This window comes from Streptomyces sp. NPDC031445 (assembly GCF_055581365.1).
Map to the genome: position 1 here is coordinate 470,806 of NZ_JBVIJO010000003.1, position 21,176 is coordinate 491,981.

Annotated in this window: 19 protein-coding genes; 10 read left to right on the forward strand and 9 right to left on the reverse strand. The window is 72.8% G+C overall.

Annotated elements, in window-relative coordinates; genetic code table 11:
* Window positions 1–251 precede the first annotated feature (251 nt).
* From ACZ5DC_RS12380 to folE, 5 genes are all read left to right on the forward strand, one after another.
* The gene (locus ACZ5DC_RS12380; RefSeq protein WP_468652077.1) at window positions 252–1,352 is read left to right on the forward strand and encodes a zinc-dependent metalloprotease; all 1,101 of its coding nucleotides are present in this window, start codon (window positions 252–254) and stop codon (window positions 1,350–1,352) included.
* Window positions 1,353–1,543: 191 nt separating this feature from the next.
* The gene (tilS, locus tag ACZ5DC_RS12385; RefSeq protein ID WP_468651969.1) at window positions 1,544–2,602 is read left to right on the forward strand and encodes a tRNA lysidine(34) synthetase TilS; all 1,059 of its coding nucleotides are present in this window, start codon (window positions 1,544–1,546) and stop codon (window positions 2,600–2,602) included.
* A gap of 110 nt (window positions 2,603–2,712) precedes the next feature.
* Window positions 2,713–3,273: a hypoxanthine phosphoribosyltransferase gene (hpt, locus tag ACZ5DC_RS12390; protein ID WP_030342680.1), complete on the forward strand. Its 561-nt coding sequence runs from the start codon at window positions 2,713–2,715 to the stop codon at window positions 3,271–3,273.
* A gap of 195 nt (window positions 3,274–3,468) precedes the next feature.
* The gene (gene ftsH, locus ACZ5DC_RS12395; RefSeq protein WP_468652078.1) at window positions 3,469–5,508 is read left to right on the forward strand and encodes an ATP-dependent zinc metalloprotease FtsH; all 2,040 of its coding nucleotides are present in this window, start codon (window positions 3,469–3,471) and stop codon (window positions 5,506–5,508) included.
* Between the two features lie 132 nt (window positions 5,509–5,640).
* A complete protein-coding gene (folE, locus tag ACZ5DC_RS12400) occupies window positions 5,641–6,246 on the forward strand; it encodes a GTP cyclohydrolase I FolE (protein ID WP_468651971.1) in 606 nt (201 codons plus the stop codon).
* 37 nt (window positions 6,247–6,283) lie between these two features.
* On the opposite strand, the gene ACZ5DC_RS12405 is transcribed toward folE, so the two are convergent.
* From ACZ5DC_RS12405 to ACZ5DC_RS12430, 6 genes are all read right to left on the reverse strand, one after another.
* Window positions 6,284–6,772: a DUF3180 domain-containing protein gene (locus ACZ5DC_RS12405; RefSeq protein WP_468651973.1), complete on the reverse strand. Its 489-nt coding sequence runs from the start codon at window positions 6,770–6,772 to the stop codon at window positions 6,284–6,286.
* A gap of 73 nt (window positions 6,773–6,845) precedes the next feature.
* Window positions 6,846–7,457 (reverse strand): 2-amino-4-hydroxy-6-hydroxymethyldihydropteridine diphosphokinase, encoded by a 612-nt coding sequence (gene folK, locus ACZ5DC_RS12410; protein ID WP_171154073.1) that lies wholly within the window; start codon window positions 7,455–7,457, stop codon window positions 6,846–6,848.
* Entirely contained in the window at window positions 7,454–7,813 is a 360-nt protein-coding gene (gene folB / locus ACZ5DC_RS12415; protein WP_366750247.1) for a dihydroneopterin aldolase, read from the reverse strand. The genes folK and folB overlap by 4 nt, the downstream gene beginning before the upstream one ends.
* Window positions 7,814–8,041: 228 nt before the next feature.
* Window positions 8,042–8,575: a nuclear transport factor 2 family protein gene (locus ACZ5DC_RS12420; protein WP_468651976.1), complete on the reverse strand. Its 534-nt coding sequence runs from the start codon at window positions 8,573–8,575 to the stop codon at window positions 8,042–8,044.
* Window positions 8,572–9,486, reverse strand: coding sequence for a dihydropteroate synthase (gene folP / locus ACZ5DC_RS12425; RefSeq protein WP_468651978.1), 915 nt, complete (start codon window positions 9,484–9,486; stop codon window positions 8,572–8,574). The genes ACZ5DC_RS12420 and folP overlap by 4 nt, the downstream gene beginning before the upstream one ends.
* A 143-nt stretch (window positions 9,487–9,629) precedes the next feature.
* A complete protein-coding gene (locus ACZ5DC_RS12430) occupies window positions 9,630–11,444 on the reverse strand; it encodes a phosphatidylglycerol lysyltransferase domain-containing protein (RefSeq protein ID WP_468651980.1) in 1,815 nt (604 codons plus the stop codon).
* Window positions 11,445–11,671: 227 nt separating this feature from the next.
* Between ACZ5DC_RS12430 and ACZ5DC_RS12435 the strand changes: the two genes are divergently transcribed.
* Complete coding sequence (locus ACZ5DC_RS12435; protein WP_468651982.1) at window positions 11,672–12,799, forward strand: alpha/beta hydrolase; 1,128 nt, start codon at window positions 11,672–11,674, stop codon at window positions 12,797–12,799.
* A gap of 97 nt (window positions 12,800–12,896) precedes the next feature.
* Complete coding sequence (locus tag ACZ5DC_RS12440) at window positions 12,897–14,159, forward strand: hypothetical protein (protein WP_468651984.1); 1,263 nt, start codon at window positions 12,897–12,899, stop codon at window positions 14,157–14,159.
* A 118-nt stretch (window positions 14,160–14,277) separates the two neighbouring features.
* On the opposite strand, the gene ACZ5DC_RS12445 is transcribed toward ACZ5DC_RS12440, so the two are convergent.
* A complete protein-coding gene (locus ACZ5DC_RS12445) occupies window positions 14,278–15,672 on the reverse strand; it encodes a PH domain-containing protein (RefSeq protein ID WP_468651986.1) in 1,395 nt (464 codons plus the stop codon).
* Window positions 15,669–16,172, reverse strand: a complete 504-nt coding sequence (locus ACZ5DC_RS12450) for a PH domain-containing protein (RefSeq protein ID WP_468651988.1) — start codon at window positions 16,170–16,172, stop codon at window positions 15,669–15,671. The genes ACZ5DC_RS12445 and ACZ5DC_RS12450 overlap by 4 nt, the downstream gene beginning before the upstream one ends.
* 31 nt (window positions 16,173–16,203) lie before the next feature.
* On the opposite strand from ACZ5DC_RS12450, the gene ACZ5DC_RS12455 reads away from it, so the two are divergent.
* Window positions 16,204–17,355 carry an NADH-quinone oxidoreductase subunit D gene (locus ACZ5DC_RS12455; protein WP_468651990.1) on the forward strand — a complete coding sequence of 384 codons (1,152 nt, stop codon included), beginning with the start codon at window positions 16,204–16,206 and terminating at the stop codon, window positions 17,353–17,355.
* Window positions 17,356–17,379: 24 nt separating this feature from the next.
* Here the strand turns inward: ACZ5DC_RS12455 and ACZ5DC_RS12460 are convergent, their stop codons facing one another.
* A complete protein-coding gene (locus ACZ5DC_RS12460; RefSeq protein WP_468651992.1) occupies window positions 17,380–18,519 on the reverse strand; it encodes an SAM-dependent methyltransferase in 1,140 nt (379 codons plus the stop codon).
* Window positions 18,520–18,637: 118 nt separating this feature from the next.
* Here ACZ5DC_RS12460 and ACZ5DC_RS12465 point away from each other — a divergent pair, with 118 nt between their 5' ends.
* Both ACZ5DC_RS12465 and ACZ5DC_RS12470 read left to right on the forward strand, forming a co-directional pair.
* Window positions 18,638–19,843, forward strand: a complete 1,206-nt coding sequence (locus tag ACZ5DC_RS12465) for a sensor histidine kinase (RefSeq protein ID WP_468651994.1) — start codon at window positions 18,638–18,640, stop codon at window positions 19,841–19,843.
* A 31-nt stretch (window positions 19,844–19,874) separates the two neighbouring features.
* Window positions 19,875–20,546, forward strand: coding sequence for a response regulator (locus tag ACZ5DC_RS12470; RefSeq protein WP_468651996.1), 672 nt, complete (start codon window positions 19,875–19,877; stop codon window positions 20,544–20,546).
* The last annotated feature ends 630 nt before the right edge of the window (window positions 20,547–21,176 follow it).

A 21,176-nucleotide genomic window follows, 5' to 3' on the forward strand; every position in this document is an offset into this window, starting at 1 on the left:
GCCTCGGACACGACCGACCCCCTGGCGGCGCAGGCGGCCCTGGACAAGGCGGCGACGGCGCTGGCGGGCTGACCACGGAGGCCACCGCCCCGGCCGTGGCCCCGGGCTCCGCCGGCCCTGGGACACCTCGCGGCGCCGGGTGACCGGAAAGCACGGTCGGCCCTGTCGGTGTCCCCACGGCCTGCCCGAAAGGGGGGCGCTCACGTACGGTTGACAGCATGACTGGCTTCGGTGGCACCGCATCTCCCGGGATGGTCGACTGGAACCTCGCGGTGGCGACCGCGACCCGCCTCGTACGCCCCGGCCCCGACGTCAGCCGCGACGAGGCCAGGGCCGTCGTCGCGGAGCTGCGCCGGCACGCGAAGGCCTCGGAGGGACACGTCCGGGGCTTCACTCGTATGGGCACCGAGGAGACCCACGACACCCCCGTCCTCGTCGTCGACCGGCCCGGCTGGGTCCGCGCCAACGTCGCCGGCTTCCGCGAGATCCTCCGCCCGCTCCTGGAGAAGATGCAGGAACGGCGCGGCGGCAACCCGGGCAGCGCGGTCCTCGGCGCCGTCGGCGGCAAGGTCACCGGTGTCGAACTCGGCATGCTCCTGTCGTTCCTGTCCTCCCGGGTCCTCGGCCAGTACGAGACCTTCGCGCCCGCCGGCCGCGACCTGCCGGCCGGCGAGAACGGCGGCGGGCGGCTGCTGCTCGTCGCGCCGAACATCGTCCACGTCGAGCGCGAACTCGACGTGGAGCCGCACGACTTCCGGCTGTGGGTGTGCCTGCACGAGGAGACCCACCGCACGCAGTTCACCGCCGTGCCCTGGCTGCGGGACCACCTGGAGGGCGAGATCCAGTCGTTCCTCGCGGAGACCGACGTCGACCCGATGACCTTCCTGGAGCGCGTCCGGGACGCCGCCCAGTCCCTGGTCGGCGGCCGTCCCGAGGGCGAGGAGGAGGACGCCGGACGCTCCTTCGTGGAACTGGTGCAGACCCCCGCCCAGCGCGAGATCCTCGGCCGGCTCACCGCCGTGATGTCCCTGCTGGAGGGTCACGCCGACTACGTCATGGACGGCGTCGGCCCGAGCGTCGTGCCGACCGTCGCGGAGATCCGCGAGAAGTTCCAGCAGCGCCGCGCGAAGGGCGCCTCCCGTCTGGACATGGCCCTGCGCAAGCTGCTGGGTCTGGACGCCAAACTGCGGCAGTACCGGGACGGCGAACGGTTCGTGCGGGCCGTGGTCGAACAGGTCGGCGTGGACGGCTTCAACCGCGTGTGGACCTCGCCCAACACCCTCCCCACCAAGGCGGAGATCGCCAAACCGGCGGACTGGGTCGCGCGGGTGCACCGCAAGGCCGAGTCGTGAACGTCACGTGGACGTCGTGAAAGGAATCCGGCCGACGGCAGGCGAACGCCCCTCCAATCACCCGTCCGAGGGACCGTGGGCCATGCGTAGGCGTGCAATGCTCGGGGAACGGCCCGCTTCTGTCACCATCTACACACTCTGAGTGACCGTAGCGGGTTCACCCCCCGAAAACTTCATGAAGGGAACCGGACATGGGTCCCCATCCTGCGGTCGCGGCGATACGCCTGGCGGTTCGCCGCGTCCTCCACGACATCCTCAACGACCACCAGGCCCTCCCCGCGCCCCCGGCCCCGCAGCCGGCCGGCGCGCGCCCGGACCGGACGGCCGAGCGGCCCCCCTCCCCGCTCGTCCTCGTCGCGTGCTCCGGCGGCGCAGACTCCATGGCCCTCGCCTCCGCCCTCGCCTTCGAGGCACCCAAGCTCGGCGTCCGGGCCGGCGGGGTCACCGTCGACCACGGCCTCCAGCCCGGCTCCGACCTCCGCGCCGAGGAGGTCGTCCTGCGGCTGCGCGGACTCGGACTCGATCCGGCCGAGTCCGTCGCCGTGACCGTCGGCCGCGCGGGCGGCCCCGAAGCCGCCGCCCGCGACGCCCGCTACGCCGCCCTGGACGCCGCCGCCGAACGCCACGGCGCCGCCGCGGTCCTGCTCGGCCACACCCGCGACGACCAGGCCGAAACCGTCCTGCTGGGCCTCGCCCGCGGCTCCGGCATCCGCTCCCTGTCCGGCATGGCCGCGGTCTCGGGGGCCGGCGGCCGTTACCGGCGGCCCTTCCTCCAGCTCGACCGGCAGACCGCCCGCAAGGCCTGCATGGTCCAGTCGCTGCCCGTCTGGGACGACCCGCACAACGCCGACCCCGCCTACACCCGCTCCCGGCTCCGGCACGAGGGCCTGCCCGCCCTGGAGAAGGCCCTCGGCAAGGGCGTCGTCGAAGCGCTCGCCCGCACCGCCCAGCTCTCCCGCGACGACGCCGACGCCCTGGACGCCTGGGCCCGCCAGGCCGAGGCCTCCGTCCGGGACGCCGCCGGCCTGCTGGAATGCGCCAAGCTGTACGCCCTCCCGCCCGCCGTGCGCCGCCGGATCCTGCGCCGCGCCGCCATCGAGGCCGGTGCTCCGGCCGGCGCTCTGTTCGCCCGCCACATCGAGGAAGTCGACCGTCTGATCACCGGCTGGCGCGGCCAGGGAGCCATCAATCTCCCGGGCAGGGTCGTCGCCCAGCGGCAGGGTGGCAGACTGGTGATTCGGCAAGGCTGAATCCCGACCTTCCCGGAGCGACCTCCGGCGGGCCGGGCAGCCGGAGGCCGTGCGCGCGGCCGGAGCCGGTGGCCGCGCACGCGGCCGTAAGTGCGGGACGACCGAAAGTGATGCGGGTGGACGCGAAAGACATGGGTGCCGACCTCCAGCAGGTGCTCATCACCAAGGAAGAGATCGACGCGAAGCTGGCCGAGCTGGCCGCGAAGATCGACGCGGAGTACGCGGGCAAGGACCTGCTCATCGTCGGCGTCCTCAAGGGCGCGGTGATGGTCATGGCCGACCTGGCCCGGGCGCTGTCCACCCCCGTCACCATGGACTGGATGGCCGTGTCGTCGTACGGCGCGGGCACCCAGTCCTCCGGTGTCGTGCGGATCCTCAAGGACCTCGACACCGACATCAAGGGCCGGCACGTCCTGATCGTCGAGGACATCATCGACTCGGGCCTGACCCTGTCCTGGCTGATCAACAACCTCGGCTCCCGCGAGCCCGCCTCCCTGAAGGTGTGCACGCTGCTGCGCAAGCCGGACGCCGCCAAGGTCGCCATCGACGTGGAGTGGGTCGGCTTCGACATCCCGAACGAGTTCGTCGTGGGCTACGGCCTCGACTACGCCGAGAAGTACCGCAACCTGCCGTTCGTCGGTACGCTCGCGCCCCACGTCTACGGCGGCTGAGCCAGTCGGCCCAAGCCCAGTAGGACGATCGGGAACCCCAGCGGGTTCCCCGCCGTTGAAGGATGCAGAGACGGGTTCCCCAGCCGTCGAAACGGCTCCGTGCGGCTTCGGGCGACAATGCTGGGGTACCGTCAGAAGAACTGTCTTATCAAACTCACTATGGCAGGAGGGACGGGGCGGCACCGCTCCGTATGGATGGACGTGAAGCGATACTTCCGTGGGCCGGTCATGTGGATCGTGCTGGCCGTCCTTGCCGTGGTCGTGTTGATGCAGGTCGTCGGCTCGTCCGGCGGCTACAAGACGGTGGACACCGGCCAGGTCGTGGCGGCGATCAACGACAACAAGGTCGAGTCGGCCAAGCTCACCACCGGTGACGAGCAGAGCATCAAGGTCACGCTCAAGGACGGCTACAAGGTCCAGGGCAGCTCGAAGATCCAGGCGAGCTACATCGGCGACCAGGGCGTGACCATCGCCGGCACGCTGCAGACCAAGTACCAGGACAAGCAGATTCCGGACGGCTACACGGTCGCGCCGTCCAAGCAGAACCCGTTCGTCGGCGTCCTGCTCTCGCTGCTGCCCTTCGTCCTGATCGTGGTCGTCTTCCTGTTCCTGATGAATCAGATGCAGGGCGGCGGCTCCCGGGTCATGAACTTCGGCAAGTCCAAGGCGAAGCTCATCACCAAGGACACCCCCAAGACGACCTTCTCCGACGTCGCGGGCTGCGACGAGGCCGTCGAGGAGCTCCAGGAGATCAAGGAGTTCCTCCAGGAGCCGGCCAAGTTCCAGGCCGTCGGCGCCAAGATCCCCAAGGGCGTGCTGCTCTACGGCCGCCCGGGTACCGGCAAGACGCTGCTCGCGCGCGCCGTCGCCGGCGAGGCGGGCGTCCCGTTCTACTCGATCTCCGGTTCGGACTTCGTCGAGATGTTCGTCGGTGTCGGTGCCTCCCGGGTCCGTGACCTGTTCGAGCAGGCCAAGGCGAACGCCCCGGCGATCGTCTTCGTGGACGAGATCGACGCGGTCGGCCGCCACCGCGGCGCCGGCCTCGGCGGCGGTCACGACGAGCGCGAGCAGACCCTGAACCAGCTGCTCGTCGAGATGGACGGCTTCGACGTCAAGGGCGGTGTGATCCTGATCGCCGCCACGAACCGCCCGGACATCCTCGACCCGGCGCTGCTGCGCCCCGGCCGCTTCGACCGGCAGATCGCGGTCGACCCGCCGGACCTGCAGGGCCGCCTGGAGATCCTCAAGGTCCACCAGAAGGGCAAGCCGGTCGCGCCCGACGTCGACCTGTCCGCCGTGGCCCGCCGCACCCCGGGCATGACCGGTGCCGACCTCGCCAACGTGCTGAACGAGGCCGCGCTGCTCACCGCCCGCGGCGACCAGAAGCTGATCGACAACAAGGCGCTGGACGAGGCGATCGACCGCGTGGTCGCGGGCCCGCAGAAGCGGACCCGGATCATGTCGGACAAGGAGAAGAAGATCACCGCGTACCACGAGGGCGGTCACGCCCTGGTCGCGGCGGCCTCGCCGAACTCCGACCCGGTCCACAAGATCACGATCCTGTCCCGCGGCCGTGCCCTCGGTTACACGATGGTCCTGCCGGACGAGGACAAGTACTCGACCACGCGCAACGAGATGCTCGACCAGCTCGCCTACATGCTGGGCGGCCGGGCGGCCGAGGAACTGGTCTTCCACGACCCGACCACGGGCGCCGCGAACGACATCGAGAAGGCCACGAACCTGGCCCGCGCGATGGTCACCCAGTACGGCATGACCGAGCGCCTCGGCGCGATCAAGTTCGGCGGCGACAACTCCGAGCCGTTCCTGGGCCGTGAGATGGCTCACCAGCGCGACTACTCGGAAGAGGTCGCCGCGCTGGTGGACGAAGAGGTCAAGAAGCTCATCGAGACCGCGCACAACGAGGCCTGGGAGATCCTGGTCGAGAACCGGGACGTCCTCGACAACCTCGTGCTCCAGCTGCTGGAGAAGGAGACGCTGGGCAAGGAGGAGATCGCCGAGATCTTCGCCCCGATCGTCAAGCGCCCGCCGCGGCCCGCCTGGACCGGCTCCTCCCGCCGCACCCCGTCCACCCGCCCGCCGGTGCTCTCCCCGAAGGAGCTGGCACTGACCAACGGTGCGAACGGCGCGACGGCGGCGATCAGCACGGTGAAGTCCACCGCCGCGGAGTCCGCCCCGGTGACGGAGCAGGCCCCCGAGGACCGCTCCGAGAGCTGACCCCGTCCCGGCCGAAGGCCCGGAATGGATGCCGCGCCCCCCAAGGTTCTAGCCTGGGGGGCGCGGCATTTCGCATGTCCGCGGACGGAACGCGAGCTATCCGCGTGCGAGGCACAGGAACGAGGAACCCAGATGACCGACCCGGTGACGCTGGACGGCGAGGGCCCCATCGGCGAGTTCGACGAGAAGCGCGCCGAGAACGCCGTACGCGAACTGCTGATCGCGGTCGGCGAGGACCCGGACCGTGAGGGGCTGCGGGAGACGCCGGCCAGGGTCGCGCGTGCCTACAAGGAGATCTTCGCCGGTCTGTGGCAGCAGCCGGAGGACGTCCTGACGACGACGTTCGACCTGGGGCACGACGAGATGGTCCTGGTGAAGGACATCGAGGTGTACTCGACCTGCGAGCACCATCTGGTGCCGTTCCGGGGCGTCGCCCACGTCGGCTACATCCCGTCCGTGACCGGCAAGATCACGGGTCTGTCCAAGCTGGCCCGCCTGGTCGACGTCTACGCCCGCCGGCCGCAGGTGCAGGAACGTCTCACCACGCAGATCGCGGACTCCCTGATGAACATCCTGGAGCCGCGGGGCGTCATCGTGGTCATCGAGTGCGAGCACATGTGCATGTCCATGCGCGGCATCCGCAAGCCGGGCGCGAAGACGATAACCTCCGCCGTCCGCGGTCAGCTGAGGGACGCCGCGACGCGGAACGAGGCGATGAGCCTCATCATGGCGCGCTGAGCGGGCCGGGGGACACGCCGGGACGCGGGGCAGGCGGTCAGGCCACCGGCTCCGCCCCCGGGTGGTTCTGGTCGTCGTCCTCCGGGAGCTTGCAGACCCGCTCCAGGAAGATGGCGGCGGCTATCACGCCGAGGCCGGTCACGACCGAGAAACCGGCGTAGATCGCCTGGTCACGGCGGGCCGGAATGTCCAGCAGCTCCAGCAGGAAGACGCCCGTGCCGCCGTACATACCGGCGACGAGCGCGGCCACCAGGGCGCTGGCCTGGCCGAAGACGACCGCCCGGGCGGCCATCAGCGGGTCGACGCCCTTGGCGCCGGGCCGGCGCTCGCGCTGGGCCTTGAGACGGGCGCGAAGCGACAGCGCCGTCGAGAGCAGGACCACCGCGATCAGCCCGAGGACGACGGGGGCGGCCAGGGGGACGCTGGGGAGGGTCCCGATCGAGTTCCAGAGGCGGGCACCCGCCCAGGACAGGATGCCTGCCACGACGAACACGCCCGCCAGCACCCTGATGCGCAGCTCTCTCACGGTGTCCCTTCAGTTCCCCCGGACCGTTCCGGACGGTGGTCGTCTTGGTCCTGACCCGTCTCGACCTTAACGACTACTCGGGCAGCCGGAGTTCCAGGTCCGCGCGGGGCGCGACACCTTCACGGGTGACGGCGGACAGCAGGTCGGCCACCGTGCCGCGGCCGGGGAGCTGCGCCTGCGGGTCGACGTCGTGCCAGGGCGCGAGGACGAAGGCGCGCTCGTGGGCGCGCGGGTGGGGCAGCGTCAGCCGCGGGTCGTCCGAGGTGACGCCGGCGTAGGCGACGATGTCGACGTCCAGCGTGCGCGGGCCCCAGCGCTCGTCCCGGACGCGGTGGAAGGCCTCCTCGACGGCGTGCGCCCGCTCCAGCAGGGACGACGGGGGCAGGGTCGTCTTGAGGACCACGACCGCGTTGAAGTACGACGGCTGGCTGCCCGGCTCCACGCCCCACGGCTCGGTCTCGTACACCGGGGAGACGGCCTTCACCCGGACGCCCGGGGTGTCCTCCAGGGCGTCGACGGCCCCCTGGAGGGTCTCCAGGCGGTTGCCGAGGTTGGAGCCGATGGAGATCACGGCCCACTTCGGGTTGCTCAGCGTGGTGTCGGCGGCGTCGACCTGCTCGAGGACCGAGGCGGGCACCGGCTGGACGGTCGGGTCGCTGTGACCCTGGTGGAAAGGTCGGGTCATACTCGGCTCCGGGTGATGGTGACGGTCACGTCGTCGAAGGGGACGGTGATCGGGGCGTCCGGCTTGTGGACGCGGACCTCGACCTCCTCCACCCCTTCGTGCTTCAGGCAGGTCCGGGCGATCCGCTCGGCGAGGGTCTCGATGAGGTTCACCGGTTCGCCCTCGACCACGGCCACGACCTCCTCGGCCACGATGCCGTAGTGCACGGTCTTCGTCAGGTCGTCGTCGGCAGCGGCCGGCCGGGTGTCCAGGCCCAGGACGATGTCCACGATGAAGGTCTGGCCCTCCTCGCGCTCCTTGGGGAACACCCCGTGGTGCCCGCGGGCCTTGAGGCCGCGCAGCGCGACACGATCCACGCGAATCACTCCTGCAATCGTCGGGAACGACCGGCCCGTGCCGCGTGCGGGCGGCACACCGGCCTCAGACGAATCTACCTGCGGGCACCGACAGAGCCGGGCCGCGGGGGCGTCGGCACGAGCCGGTGTCCGCGGGGTTCACCGGTCGTTTCCCCCGGGAACCCGGTCCCGCCATGGGCTGGTAGCCGCTTCTACCCCGGGGTAGGTGATTCCAACCACTTCTCGGGGTCAGGCCAGGGGTTCGTCGTCCGGGTTCACGCCGTTCACGTGGTTGTCGTCGTCGTCCTCGTCGGTCTCTGCCAGCACGGGGGAGGCGTGGTGCGACCAGAGCTTCCAGCCGGAGGGGGTGCGCCGGAACACGTTCGTGGCCACGACGAGCTGGCCGACCAGCGGGCCCAGCTCCGCGCCCTCCTCGGGGGCGGGGCCGCCGCTGAGGATGTTCTCCGTGCAGGTCACGAGCGCGGTGTCGCCGGTCACGGAGACGTGCACATCGGTGAGGAAGAACTGGATGTAGTCGGTGTTGGCCATGATCAGGGCGTACGACCTGAGGACCTCGCCGCGGCCGGAGAGCACCGGCCAGCCGGGGTGGACGCAGGAGATGACACCGCTGTCGGCGGGGTCGTGGTAGGTCTCGTCCACGCCCAGGTCGGCGGGGGTCAGCCAGAGTGAGGAGACCTCCTCGAAGTCGCCGCGTTCGAGTGCCTCGTAGAAGGCGGTGTTGGCGGCCTCCACCTGCTCGACGTCGGTGTGGGGGGCGCTCACCGCTCTCCTTCCGCCCCGCGCTCGCCGCCGGCGCCGGGCGCGTCCGCCGCGCCGCGCGCCTCCTGAACGGCCCGCGCCACCCGGACCGCGTCCGCCGTGGCGCGCACCTCGTGCACGCGCACCGCCCACGCGCCGGCCTGCGCGGCGAGGGCGGAGACGGCGGCCGTGGCCGCGTCGCGCTCCCGGGCCGGCGGGGGCGCACCCTGCGGTCCGGCGAGGACCCGGCCGAGGAACCGCTTGCGGGAGGCGGCGACCAGCAGCGGGTGGCCGAGGCGGGCCAGCCGGTCGAGGTGGGCGAGGAGGGCGAGGTCGTGCTCGGCCTCCTTGGAGAAGCCGAGGCCCGGGTCGACGACGATGCGGTCCGGGGCGACACCGCCCGCCAGAACGGCCTCCACGCGCGCGTGCAGTTCGTCCACGACCTCCCCGACGACGTCCCCGTAGACGCCCTTGACGTTGCCGCCCTCGAGGAAGCCGCGCCAGTGCATGACGACGAAGGGGGCGCCGGCGTCGGCGACCACCGGGATCATCGCCGGGTCGGCGAGGCCGCCGCTGACGTCGTTGACGAGGGCGGCGCCGGCCGCGAGGGCCTGCGCGGCGACGGAGGCGCGCATGGTGTCGACGGAGACGACGACGCCCTCGGAGGCGAGGCCGCGCACCACGGGGACGACCCGCCGCAGCTCCTCGGCCTCGTCCACGCGCGTGGCACCGGGCCGGGTGGACTCGCCTCCGACGTCGACCAGGTCCGCGCCCTCGGTGACCAGGTCCAGGCCGTGTTTGACGGCGGCGGTCGTGTCGAACCAGCGGCCGCCGTCGGAGAAGGAGTCGGGGGTCACGTTCACGACCCCCATGACCGCGCACCGGTCCCATGCCGGAAGGCCGGCTACTCGGCCGCGCCCGCTGAGGTTGTTCATACGTTCAGCGTAGGCCCAGGACCGCGCCGGAACGCGCCGCGGCCCGGGCGGAAGCCCCCGTGCCGGAGGGGGTGGGGCTCCGCCCGGGCCGGTCCCGGGGGTTGTGCCGCTCGGCGTGTCGGGGTTCGGGGCAGGGGGCCGGATCAGGCCGCCCGGACGTCGCGTTCGGCCACCGCGTGCGCGCACGTGCGCTGGGCCGTCGCCCGGCGCCGGCGCAGGAACCGCGGCAGCGGCACGGCGAGGTTGACGAAGCCCTCCGCCTGCATGGCGGCGAAGCCGATGCGGGGCAGGTCGGCGGAGTTCCGGTAGACCACGAACCGCGGCTCCCAGCGCGGCTGGAACTTGGCGTTGAACTTGTACAGCGACTCGATCTGGAACCAGCGCGAGAGGAACACGAGCAGTCCGCGCCAGGCGCGCAGCACCGGGCCGGCGCCGATCTTCTCGCCGCGGGCGAGGGCGGAGCGGAACATCGCGAAGTTCAGCGAGACCCGGGTGATGCCGAGCCTGGGGGCGGCCTGGAGGGCGGCGACGATGAGCAGTTCGTTCATGCCCGGGTCGGCGCTGCGGTCCCGGCGCATCAGGTCCAGCGACATGCCGTCCTTGCCCCAGGGCACGAAGTGGAGGATCGCCTTCAGGTCGCCGTACTCGCCCGGCGCGTCATCCTGCTTGTGCGCGGTGGCGACCAGGCAGTCGCCGTCGGCCGGGTCGCCGATGCGGCCGAGCGCCATGGAGAAGCCGCGCTCGGTGTCCGTGCCGCGCCAGTCCTCCGCGGCCCGGCGGATCCGCTCCAGCTCGGCCTCGCCGACGTCACGGATGCGCCGTACCCGGGTTTCGTAGCCGGCCCGCTCGATGCGCTTGACCATCTGGCGCACGTTGCGCATCGCGCGTCCGGCGAGCGAGAAATCCGCCACGTCCACCACCGCCTCGTCGCCCAGTTCCAGGGCGTCCAGGCCGGTCTCGCGGGTCCACACCTCGCCACCGGTCTCCGAGCAGCCCATGACCGCGGGCGTCCAGGAGTGGGCCCTGGCCTCGTCCATGAAGCGCTCGATGGCGCCCGGCCAGGCCTCGACGTCCCCGATGGGGTCGCCGCTGGCGAGCATCACGCCGGACACGACCCGGTAGGTGACCGCGGCCTTGCCGCTGGGCGAGAACACGACGGCCTTGTCGCGGCGCAGCGCGAAGTGGCCGAGCGAGTCGCGCCTGCCGTGCTTGTCCAGCAGCGCGCGCAGCCTGACCTCGTCGTCCTCGGTGAGGCGGGCGGCCGGGTGCTCGGGGCGGAAGGCAAGGTAGATCGTGGTGGCGGCGGTGATCCAGCCGAGGGCGCCGAGGGAGAAGGCGACCGTCCAGGAGGTGTTGCCCTGGTAGTCGACCGGGCCCTCGAAGCCGGCCAGGCCGTAGATGACGTGCGTCAGCCGGTCGGCCAGGCTCGGATCGCCGATCGTCCGGTGCGGGTGGACGCTGACGATGACGAGACCGAGGGCGAGGGAACCGGCGCTCATGAGCACGAAGTTGGCGAGCGCGCGCCACCTGCTGCGCGGATCGGGCAGGGCCGCGAACTGGTCGCGGTGGCGCAGCAGCGGCACCAGCAGCGCGACCGCGATCAGCACGCCCACCACCGAGTGCCGGTACGCGAACTGCGCCACCGCACCCGCCGGGAGCAGCGCGACCGCCGCACGCCACGCCCGGCGCTTGCGCCGTTTGAGCCCGTGCGCGAGCAGCAGCAACAGCACGCCCGCGCTGAGCGAGAGCGCCGCCGCGAACGGCCCGAAGGAGCCCGGCAGCACCTCCGCCAGGGCGTGCATGCGACTGTGACGGAAGCGCGGGAACACGCCCGCGGCGATGTCCAGGGCGCCCACGAGCGCGGCGGCCCTGCCGACCACGGAGGGAACGGCCTCGGGGCGCGGGCCGCGCAGTATGCGCCGCGCCCGGCTTGATCGGCCCGGAACCCCGCCCGACATTTCCCCATCTATCCTGACAGACATCGCATCCCGTAGTTCTGCGAGAGACCTTGAACCCGGGCCCGATCGGGCATCCGGCGACATTGCGCCCTCTAGGACGGTGTCTCGGGGGGAGAGGTTCACTCCCCATCGAAAAGTCGGGTCAAAGGCCAAGGAAAGCCCCGGGCAAGCCCTCGCAACGTCGCGCGGGCACGACGCGGGCGGAAAGCACAGGCAGGAAGCAGCGCATGGGTCTCACGAGCAACAAAGTGCTGGTGCTGGCGAGTCTGATCGCCGTCGTGCTGTTCGTCGGCACGGTATGGCTGTGGCCGCGCCTGGCCCGCTCGAACTGGCGGTCCGTCAGCGGGCGGGTCGGTCTGCTGCTGTTCACCCAGGTGGCGCTCTTCGCCTGCGTCGGGCTCGCCGCCAACCAGGCCTTCGGCTTCTACGCCAGTTGGGCGGACCTGTTCGGCCAGGAGACCGACCAGGGGGTCGTCGTCGACCACTCGGCCAACGGCAGCACCGGCGGCCCGCTCCAGGTGGTCTCCACCTCCGACGTGCCGGGCGTGAGCGCCGCGCGGCCGGAGATCGGCGGGCAGATACAGAAGGTCGACATCGTGGGCCGTGCGACCCACATCGTCACGCCGGCCTACGTGTACCTGCCGCCGGAGTACTTCCAGCCGCAGTACCGCGCGCGTACGTTCCCGGTGGCGGTCGTGCTGACCGGCTACCCGGGCACCGCGCGGGCGCTGGTGGAGAAGCTGGACTACCCGAGCACGGCGCAGCGGATGGCCAAGGACGGGCAGGTGCAGCCGATGATCATGGTGATGCTGCGGCCGACCGTGGCACCACCGCGGGACACCGAGTGCGTCGACGTGCCGGGCGGGCCGCAGGCGGAGACGTTCTTCGCCAAGGACCTGCCGGAGGCCGTCCTCGGGCACTACCGGGCCGGCAAGCGGCCGGGCAGCTGGGGCCTCGTCGGCGACTCCACGGGCGGCTACTGCGCCCTCAAGCTCGCCATGCACCACCCGAACGTGTACGCGGCCGCCGCAGGTCTCTCGCCGTACTACAACGCGCCGATCGACCCGACCACCGGTGACCTCTTCCACGGCGACGAGAAGCTGCGGAACCGCGCGGACCTGTTCTGGCTGCTGAAACACGAGGACGCGCCGGACACCTCGCTGCTCGTCACCAGCAGCAAGGTCGGCGAGCACAACTACAACGCCACGATGAAGTTCATCCAGCGGGTCCAGGCCACCGATCTGACCCGGATCTCGTCGATCATCCTCGGCAGCGGCGGGCACAACTTCAACACCTGGCGGCGCGAGATCCCGCCGACGCTCCAGTGGCTCAGCGGACGGCTCACCGACCGCTGAGCCGTCGTGGCCCCGGCGCCCCGTGAGGTCCACGGTGTGGCCGTGTTTTTACGGGGCGGGGGCCCACGATTCGCCTACGCGCGGTAAGTTTCTGGCCATGCCACGTGGACGCCACCGCCATTCCCCGCCTCTGCACCGGCTGTTGCCCCCGTCGGCGATCGCCGGCGTATCCGTCGCCTGCGCGCTGGGTCCGTGGGTGTTCTCCGAGGTCACCGTGTTGCGCGCGCTGGCCGCTGCGGCCGCCGCGACGGCGGTCGCCGGTGCGGTCGTGATGCGCCGCTGGGACGCGCAGGCGGGCAAGCAGGTCGCCGAACTCACGCGTGCGCGTGTGGGCGACGAGTGGCGGTTCGAGGAACGGGTCGCCGAACTGGAGACCGACCTGGAGGAGTCCCGCGAGCTGCGCGCGAAGCTGGAACAGCGGCTGCGCGCCAAGCGGGCGGAGCTGGCGGGCCTGCGCAACGAGCACGCGGCCCTGCTGCGCCGGTACGCCACGGCGGAGACCGAGCGCGCCAGCGCCCTGGAGGGACGGCGTCTGCTGGAGATCGAAGCGGCGGTGCCCGAGCCGGACCCCGCGCCTTCGCCGCCGCGCGCGCTGCCGCCGGCGCGCAGCGCGGAGCCCGCGGCCGCCGCTGCTGTGGAGGCGGCCGGCCCCGAGGAGCGGCCGGCGGCGTTCTCGCCCGAGGGCGCCTCGCTGTACCGGTCGGCGCTGACGGCCCTCGCGCGGTTCGACCGGGAGGGTGCGGGCCAGGGGGAGACCGGGGCCGACGCCGAGGCCGAGGTCGAGGCCGCAGCCGAGGCCGAGGAGGCCGAGTCCGCCGAGCCCGCTGACGCTGCCGGGTCCGCCGAGTCCGCTGACGCTGCCCAGGAGGCCGGGTCCGCCGAGCCCGTCGCCGTCGCGTCGGAGGCGTCCGAGCCGGAGACTCACCCGGCTCCCGGGGATGCCGCCGCCGGGGCCGCCGCCAAAGGAGAACCCGCGGACGGCGTGAAGGAGGACGCCGGCCAGGCGCCGGCCACCGAACCCGCGCGTCCCGCCGGCCGGCCGCCCGCCGGGCACTTCACCGTGCCGACCGCCGTGGCCGTCGTACCGGCCGCGCCCGCGCGGCGCCCCGTGGTCGAGGGCGGCTTCGACTTCTTCGGCACCCAGAAGAGCGCACCGAAGACGACGCTGGACTCCGTGCAGAACGAGGACCTCGCCGACGTCGTCGGCCCCGAGGCGCTCGCCGTGCACAAGGCCGAGTCCGAGGCCGGGTTCAAGGCCGCCGACGAGCGGTCCCGGGGCGTGGGCCAGGTCATCGACCTGACCGCGCACGACGAGACGGAGCAGATCGACCTCCAGGGGCTGCGCAGCGCGGCCTCCTGAACCGGCGTCAGCCGTACGCGACGAGCACCGGGCCCGGCCTTCCCGCGAGGGGAGCCGGGCCCGGGGCGTTGCCGACGCGCCGGACCGTTGAGTCGGCGGGTCCGGTGGGCGGCGCCGGTCAGCCGGTGGTCATCCAGCGGTCGGGGAGGGCTTCCCGGCGGCCCGTGCGGGACCGCTCCGCCTGCTCGTCCAGGAGCCGCGCGGCCTCCTCGGCGGCCCGCAGCCGGGCCGTGACGGTCTTGTCCGCGCCGGTGTCCACGTGGACGTCGGCGAGCCCCCAGCGGCGCTCCCAGGGCCCCTGGGTGAGCCGTACGCTCTGCACCTTGGCGTGCGGGACGAGGGAGAGCCGGCGGCACAGCAGGCCGCTCCGGGCGGCGAACACCGCGCCGGTGACCGCGAGCCCGTGCCCGCGCCACCACAACGGCAGGCACCACCGGGCCCGGCGCGGCACCCGCGACAGCTCCCCGGGCACGGTCACGCCGGGAAGCACGCGCGCGACGACGGTCTCGGCGACCGCGCGCGGGGCGACGGGGATCAGCACGGAGTTGGCGGAGCCCGCCACGTCCAGTTCCACCCGCACCCAGCCCGGCCACCGCCACAGCAGCGGCTGCACGATCCGCACGGTCTGCACCCGGCCGGGCGGCACCGTCTCGTGCGTGCGGTCGAGCAGCCCGTGGTCGATGCGGAGCCCGTCCGGGGACTCGCTCACCGTCCAGTCGAACTCCGTGACGAACCGGCCCACGCTGCTCGCGCCGGCCGCGCCGACCAGGGGCAGGGCGGTCCCGACGACCGTCCACAGGCTGTGGGTGACGAGCCACAGCACGGTCGGGACCACCACCGCCGCGCACAGCGAGCCCCAGGTGGCACCCGTCAGCACCAGGGAGCGTGCCAGCTCCCGCGGGAGCACGCGCAGCAGTACGCGCGCCGGTGCCTCTCCGACCTCGTGCGCCGCCTCGGGCGCGAAACCCGCCGCGCGCGCGAGCAGTTCCGCGCGCAGGGCGCCCGCCTCCCGCTCGCCCAGGAAGGCCAGCTCGTCCTTGCTGTCGGCGCCGACGACGTCGATCCGCAGCTTCGCGACGCCCGCCATCCGCGCGAGCAGCGGACGCGAGACGTCCACGGCCTGGACGCGCTCCAGCCGTATGTGCGCGGTGCGCCGGAACAACAGTCCGGTGCGTATGCGCAGTTCGGTGTCGGTGACCGCGTAGTGCGTGAACCACCAGGACAGGAAGCCGTAGAGGCCGGCCGCCGGCACCAGTACCGCGAGCCCCAGCAGGAGCACGGTGCCGGTCAGCCGGTCGAGCTGCTCCTGCGCGCCGTTCGGGTCGTGCGCGGCCCAGCCGGCCAGCACCGCCAGCGGCGCCCACGCCCGGCGGAAGGGCGTGACCGGGTGCAGCCGGTGCTCGGTCACGGGCGGGCGCTCGCGTGTACCGCCGTGCGGCGTGCCGCCCTGAGGTCCGCCTCCGCTCGGTATGCCGCCGTCCGGTACGCCTTCGAGGCCGTCGGGGGAGGTCACAGGCCCGCCGATCGTGCCTCGCCCAGCTCGGTCAGCCGGTCGCGCAGGCGTTCCGCCTCGGCCGGGTCGAGGCCGGGGATGGTCGCGTCGGTCGCGGCGGCGGCCGTGTGCAGTTGCACGGTGGCCAGCCCGAAACGCCGCTCCAACGGCCCGGAGGTCACCTCCACCAGCTGCATCCGCCCGTACGGCACCACCGTCTCCTCACGCCACAGGACACCGCGGCTGATCAGCAGGTCGTCGGCGCGCTCGGCGTACCGCCACGAGCGCCAGTTGCGCTCCAGCAGCCACCAGCACCAGGCGGCGCACGCGAGCGGCAGCAGGGCCCAGACCGCCCACCCGGGCCCCGTGAGGAGGCCCGGCAGGAGCCCCGCGGCGAGCGCGAGCACCGCCGTCCACACCACCAGCAGCAGCCGGCGCACGCGCAGCAGAGCGGGCCGCAGCCCGCGCCACACCGGCTGGTCCGCCGGCGCTCCGGTCCCTTCGGGACTCCCCGTTTCCATGCGCCCAGCGTACGTAGGGGAAACTGGGCCCATGACTCCTACGACGGAGACCACGGTCGGTATCGGCGGCGCGGCGGAGAGCACGGACATGGTGCTCAACATCGGGCCCCAGCACCCGTCCACGCACGGCGTGCTGCGGCTCAGGCTGGTGCTGGACGGGGAGCGCATCGTCCGCGCCGAGCCGGTGATCGGCTACATGCACCGGGGCGCCGAGAAGCTCTTCGAGGCGCGCGACTACCGCCAGATCATCGTGCTCGCCAACCGCCACGACTGGCTGTCGGCGTTCTCGAACGAGCTGGGCGTGGTCCTCGCCGTGGAGCGGATGCTCGGCATGGAGGTCCCCGGGCGGGCGGTGTGGACGCGCACGCTGCTCGCCGAGCTGAACCGGGTGCTGAACCACCTGATGTTCCTCGGCTCCTACCCGCTGGAGCTGGGCGGGATCACGCCGGTGTTCTACGCGTTCCGGGAGCGCGAGGTGCTCCAGAACGTCATGGAGGAGGTCTCCGGCGGGCGCATGCACTACATGTTCAACCGGGTCGGCGGCCTCAAGGAGGACCTGCCGGCCGGCTGGGCGGCACGCGCGCGGGAGGCCGTCGCCGCCGTGCGTTCCCGCATGGACGTCTTCGACGACCTGGTGCTCGGCAACGAGATCTTCCGGGGGCGCACCCGCGGGGTGGGCGTGCTGACGCCGGAGGCGGTGCACGCCTACGGCGTGAGCGGCCCCATCGCGCGCGCCTCGGGCGTCGACTTCGACTTGCGCCGCGACGAGCCGTACCTGGCCTACGGCGATCTCCAGGACACCCTGGAGGTCGTCACCCGGAGCGAGGGCGACTGCCTCGCCCGGTTCGAGGTGCTGCTGGCGCAGACCCACAACGCGCTGGACCTCGCCGACGCCTGCCTGGACCGGCTCGCCGAGCTGCCGCCGGGGCCGATCAACCAGCGGCTGCCGAAGGTGCTGAAGGCGCCCGAGGGGCACACGTACGCGTGGACCGAGAACCCGCTCGGCATCAACGGCTACTACCTGGTCAGCAAGGGTGACAAGACCCCGTACCGGCTGAAGCTCCGCTCGGCCTCGTACAACAACATCCAGGCGCTGACCGAGCTGCTGCCGGGGACGCTGGTGGCGGACATGGTGGCGATCCTGGGGTCGTTGTTCTTCGTGGTCGGCGACATCGACAAGTAGCCGGCGGCATCGGCGGGCGGGGCCTCACCGTCCGGGCGCCTCCCGCGGGTCCGGTTCCAGCGGGTCCGGGATGCCGACCGGCTGGAGCAGCCAGCCGAAGTCGCCGAGGCCGCCCGGTGCCGTCAGCTCGGCCGCCTCACCGGCGGTCACGAGGGCGCGCACATAGGCGGCGGGGTCCGCGGAGGCGAGCGCGAGCGGAGGGCGTGCGCCGGTGATGTCGAGGGCGCGCAGAGCGGCGCGTTGCGTGAGCAGACGGGCGCCGGGAAGCTGCCGCGCCCGCGCGGCAGCGGAGGGGGTGCGCGCCGTACCGGAGGGCGCGCGGACCGTACCGGCCGCCGCCGCGCACGCGTCCAGGGCCACATGGGCCGTGATGTCACAGGAGCCGTCCGGGACAGGCGCCGTCTGACGTCCCTCGCGGAAGCCGGTGAGGGTGCCGAACGGGGGGCGCGTGTCGACGGTGTGCGCGTAGTCCACGGCCACCGCGAGCCCCCGTTCGACCCGGTCCACGGCCGACGCCCAGGCCAGGTCCCGGGGCAGCCCGACCTCCGCCCGCAGCCCCGGCCCGGCCGGCAGCGGCCACCAGCGGGCGAGCCAGTCGGCCGGCGCGCCCGTCACGGGCTCCCCGAGCCGCTCGGATCCGTCCTCCGCGACGAGCACCAGCCGGGGCACGCCCGAGGGATCCACCTCCACGACGTCCACGGGCACGTTGTCCAGCCACTCGTTGGCGAACAGCAGCCCGGTGACCGCCTGCGGGAGTTCGCCCAGCCAGGTGATCCGTTCGTCCAGGCCGGCCGGGCGGTCGGCGATCTCGACGGCGTACGCACGCGCGCGTGCGGCCACGTCGGCCGGCAGCGCGGCGAGCACCCCGCCGACCAGCTCCCCCCGCCCGGCGCCCAGGTCGACGAAGTCCAGCACCTGGGGCCGCCCGAGCGCCACGTCGACCCGGCACAGCAGCCGGGCCACGGCCCGCGCGAACAGCGGGGAGGCGTGCACCGACGTGCGGAAGTGACCCGCCGGGCCCTCCGGGCGCCGGTAGAAGCCGCCCGGCCCGTACAGGGCCGCCCCGGCCGCCGCGCGCCAGCCGCGCGGGGCGCGGTCCGCGCCGCCGTGGCGGGAGCCCTCGCTGCCGTGGCGGGGACCCTCCGCCGTCGTCCCATCCGTCACCGCACCAGACTAGGCACATCGTTGATCACGGCATCCACCTTGGGGAGTACGCGCACCGGGCACGGATCGGTCCTCCGGTTGACCCCTGCACGCATCTGGTTTCCCTACTCTGGGTTACGTGCAGCGCCTCTACGACTTCCTCCGCCGCCACCCGATCTGGGTCGACTCCTTCTGGGCCGTCGTCCTGTTCGGGCTGTCCGCGCTGAGCGTGGTCAATCTCGACGGGGTGCGAGGTCACCACGGGACGATCCCGGGCGGCTTGGCCGTGTCCACCGTCCTGTGCGTGGTCGTGGCGCTGCGCCGCCGTCTGCCGGAGCCGATGCTGCTGCTCGCCCTCGTGGCCGGGCTGGTGCAACTGGTCCTGGACATCGAGACGACCGTCGCCGACTTCGCCATGCTGGTGATCACCTACACGGTCGCGACGGTCGGCGCGCGCTGGGCCTCCCGGCTGGCGCTCGCCGTCAGCCTCTGCGCGGCGGCCGTGGCCCAGATCCGCTGGCCGGCCGCGGACAGTGGCCTCCTCGGGCAGGCGGCCATAGCGGTCTTCCAGACGGTGCCCTTCGCCCTCGCCTGGGTCCTCGGCGACTCCATGCGCACCCGGCGGGCCTACTTCGCCCAGCTGGAGGAGCGCGCGGCCCGGCTGGAGAAGGAGCGCGAGGCGCAGGCGAAGGTCGCGGTCGCCGCCGAGCGCGCGCGGATCGCGCGCGAGCTGCACGACGTCGTCGCGCACAACGTGTCGGTGATGGTGGTGCAGGCCGACGGCGCCGCCTACGTCATGGACACCGCCCCCGACCAGGCCAGGAAGGCCCTGGAGACGATCTCCTCCACCGGCCGTCAGGCCCTGGCCGAGATGCGCCGCCTGCTGGGCGTGCTGCGCACCGGCGAGCACCAGGAGAGCGGGGAGTACGTCCCCCAGCCCGACGTCGAGCAGATCGACGACCTCATCGAGCAGTGCCGCAGCTCCGGCCTCCCGGTCGACTTCAAGGTGGAGGGCACCCCGCGGCCACTGCCCAGCGGCGTGGAGCTGACCGCGTACCGCATCGTGCAGGAGGCGCTGACCAACACCCGCAAGCACGGGGGCCCCCACGCGGGCGCGAGCGTCCGCCTGGTCTACTTCGACGACGGTCTCGGCCTGCTGGTCGAGGACGACGGCAAGGGCGCCCCGCACGAGCTGTACGAGGAGGGCGGCGCCGACGGACAGGGCCACGGCCTGATCGGCATGCGCGAGCGCGTCGGCATGGTCGGCGGCACCCTGGACGCCGGCCCGCGCCCAGGCGGAGGATTCCGCATCAGCGCCCTGCTGCCGCTCAAACCGGCACACTGACCGACCCTTGATCCCGAACGGAAGAAGCCCGATGACGATCCGCGTGATGCTCGTCGACGACCAGGTGCTGCTGCGCACCGGGTTCCGGATGGTGCTCGCCGCCCAGCCGGACATGGAGGTCGTCGCCGAGGCGGGCGACGGCGTCGAGGCCCTCCAGGTGGTGCGGTCGACCGCCGTCGACGTCGTCCTCATGGACGTGCGGATGCCGAAGCTGGACGGTGTGGAGGCCACCCGGCGGATCTGCGCGGAGCCGGACGCGCCCAAGGTCCTCATCCTGACCACGTTCGACCTGGACGAGTACGCCTTCTCCGGGCTGAAGGCGGGCGCCTCCGGTTTCATGCTCAAGGACGTGCCGCCCGGTGATCTCCTCGCCGCCATTCGCGCCGTGCACAGCGGCGACGCGGTCGTGGCGCCCTCCACCACCCGGCGCCTGCTGGACCGCTTCGCGCCGATGCTGCCCTCCGCCGGCAAGGGGCCCCAGCACAAGGAGCTGGAACGGCTCACCGAGCGGGAACGCGAGGTCATGGTGCTGGTGGCGCAGGGTCTGTCCAACGGCGAGATCGCGGCCCGGCTGGTGCTGAGCGAGGCGACCGTGAAGACCCATGTAGGCCGCATCCTGACCAAGCTCGGCCTGCGCGACCGGGTACAGGTGGTCGTGCTGGCGTACGAGACGGGACTGGTACGCGCCGGCGGCCACGGCTGACGCCCACGGCTGACGCTCACGACTCGGCCGACTTGCTGGGCGGGGCGGCTGGTCTTGGGCCGGCTTGCTGGGCGGGGGGGCTGGTTTCGGGCGGGCTTGCTCGGCGTGGACGGCTGGTTTCGGGCCCGGCCTCCTCAGCGTGGGCCGCTGGGCTCGGGCCCGGCTTCCTCGGCGTGGGCCGTCAGCCTTGAGCCTGGCTTGCCCGGAGTGGGCGGTCAGCTTGGGCCCGGCTTCCTCGGCGTGGGCCGCCCGGCCACTGGCTCCGCTTGCTCGGCGTCGGCCGCCCGGCCCTGGGCTTCGCTTGCTCGGGTGAGTCGTCAGCCTCGACTCCCTCGACGTGGGCCGTCAGCCTCGGGCCCCGCTTCCTCAGCGTCGGCCGCCCGGCCGTGGGCTCCGCTTGCTCGGAATGGGCCGCCCGGTCTCGGGCCCGGCTTGCTTGGCGTGGGCCGCCCGCGGCCCCGGGTCCCGCTTCCTCGGCGTCGGCCGACCGGCCCTTGGCCCGGCGTGCTCGGGTGAGCCGTCAGCCTTGGACGCGGCTTCCTCGGCATGGGCCGCCCGGTCTTGGGCCCGGCTTGCTCGGCGTGGGCCGCCCGGCCCCGGGCTCCGCTTGCTCAGCAAGGGCCGCCCGGC

Excerpts from the sequence above, each read along its gene's own strand:
- ACZ5DC_RS12380 (WP_468652077.1), top strand. The coding sequence starts at position 252 with ATGGTCGACTGGAACCTCGCGGTGGCGACCGCGACCCGCCTCGTACGC.
- tilS (WP_468651969.1), top strand. The coding sequence starts at position 1,544 with ATGGGTCCCCATCCTGCGGTCGCGGCGATACGCCTGGCGGTTCGCCGC.
- hpt (WP_030342680.1), top strand. The coding sequence starts at position 2,713 with ATGCGGGTGGACGCGAAAGACATGGGTGCCGACCTCCAGCAGGTGCTC.
- ftsH (WP_468652078.1), top strand. The coding sequence starts at position 3,469 with ATGGACGTGAAGCGATACTTCCGTGGGCCGGTCATGTGGATCGTGCTG.
- folE (WP_468651971.1), top strand. The coding sequence starts at position 5,641 with ATGACCGACCCGGTGACGCTGGACGGCGAGGGCCCCATCGGCGAGTTC.
- folK (WP_171154073.1), bottom strand. The coding sequence starts at position 7,457 with ATGACCCGACCTTTCCACCAGGGTCACAGCGACCCGACCGTCCAGCCG.
- folP (WP_468651978.1), bottom strand. The coding sequence starts at position 9,486 with ATGAACAACCTCAGCGGGCGCGGCCGAGTAGCCGGCCTTCCGGCATGG.
- ACZ5DC_RS12430 (WP_468651980.1), bottom strand. The coding sequence starts at position 11,444 with ATGTCGGGCGGGGTTCCGGGCCGATCAAGCCGGGCGCGGCGCATACTG.
- ACZ5DC_RS12435 (WP_468651982.1), top strand. The coding sequence starts at position 11,672 with ATGGGTCTCACGAGCAACAAAGTGCTGGTGCTGGCGAGTCTGATCGCC.
- ACZ5DC_RS12440 (WP_468651984.1), top strand. The coding sequence starts at position 12,897 with ATGCCACGTGGACGCCACCGCCATTCCCCGCCTCTGCACCGGCTGTTG.
- ACZ5DC_RS12450 (WP_468651988.1), bottom strand. The coding sequence starts at position 16,172 with ATGGAAACGGGGAGTCCCGAAGGGACCGGAGCGCCGGCGGACCAGCCG.
- ACZ5DC_RS12455 (WP_468651990.1), top strand. The coding sequence starts at position 16,204 with ATGACTCCTACGACGGAGACCACGGTCGGTATCGGCGGCGCGGCGGAG.
- ACZ5DC_RS12470 (WP_468651996.1), top strand. The coding sequence starts at position 19,875 with ATGACGATCCGCGTGATGCTCGTCGACGACCAGGTGCTGCTGCGCACC.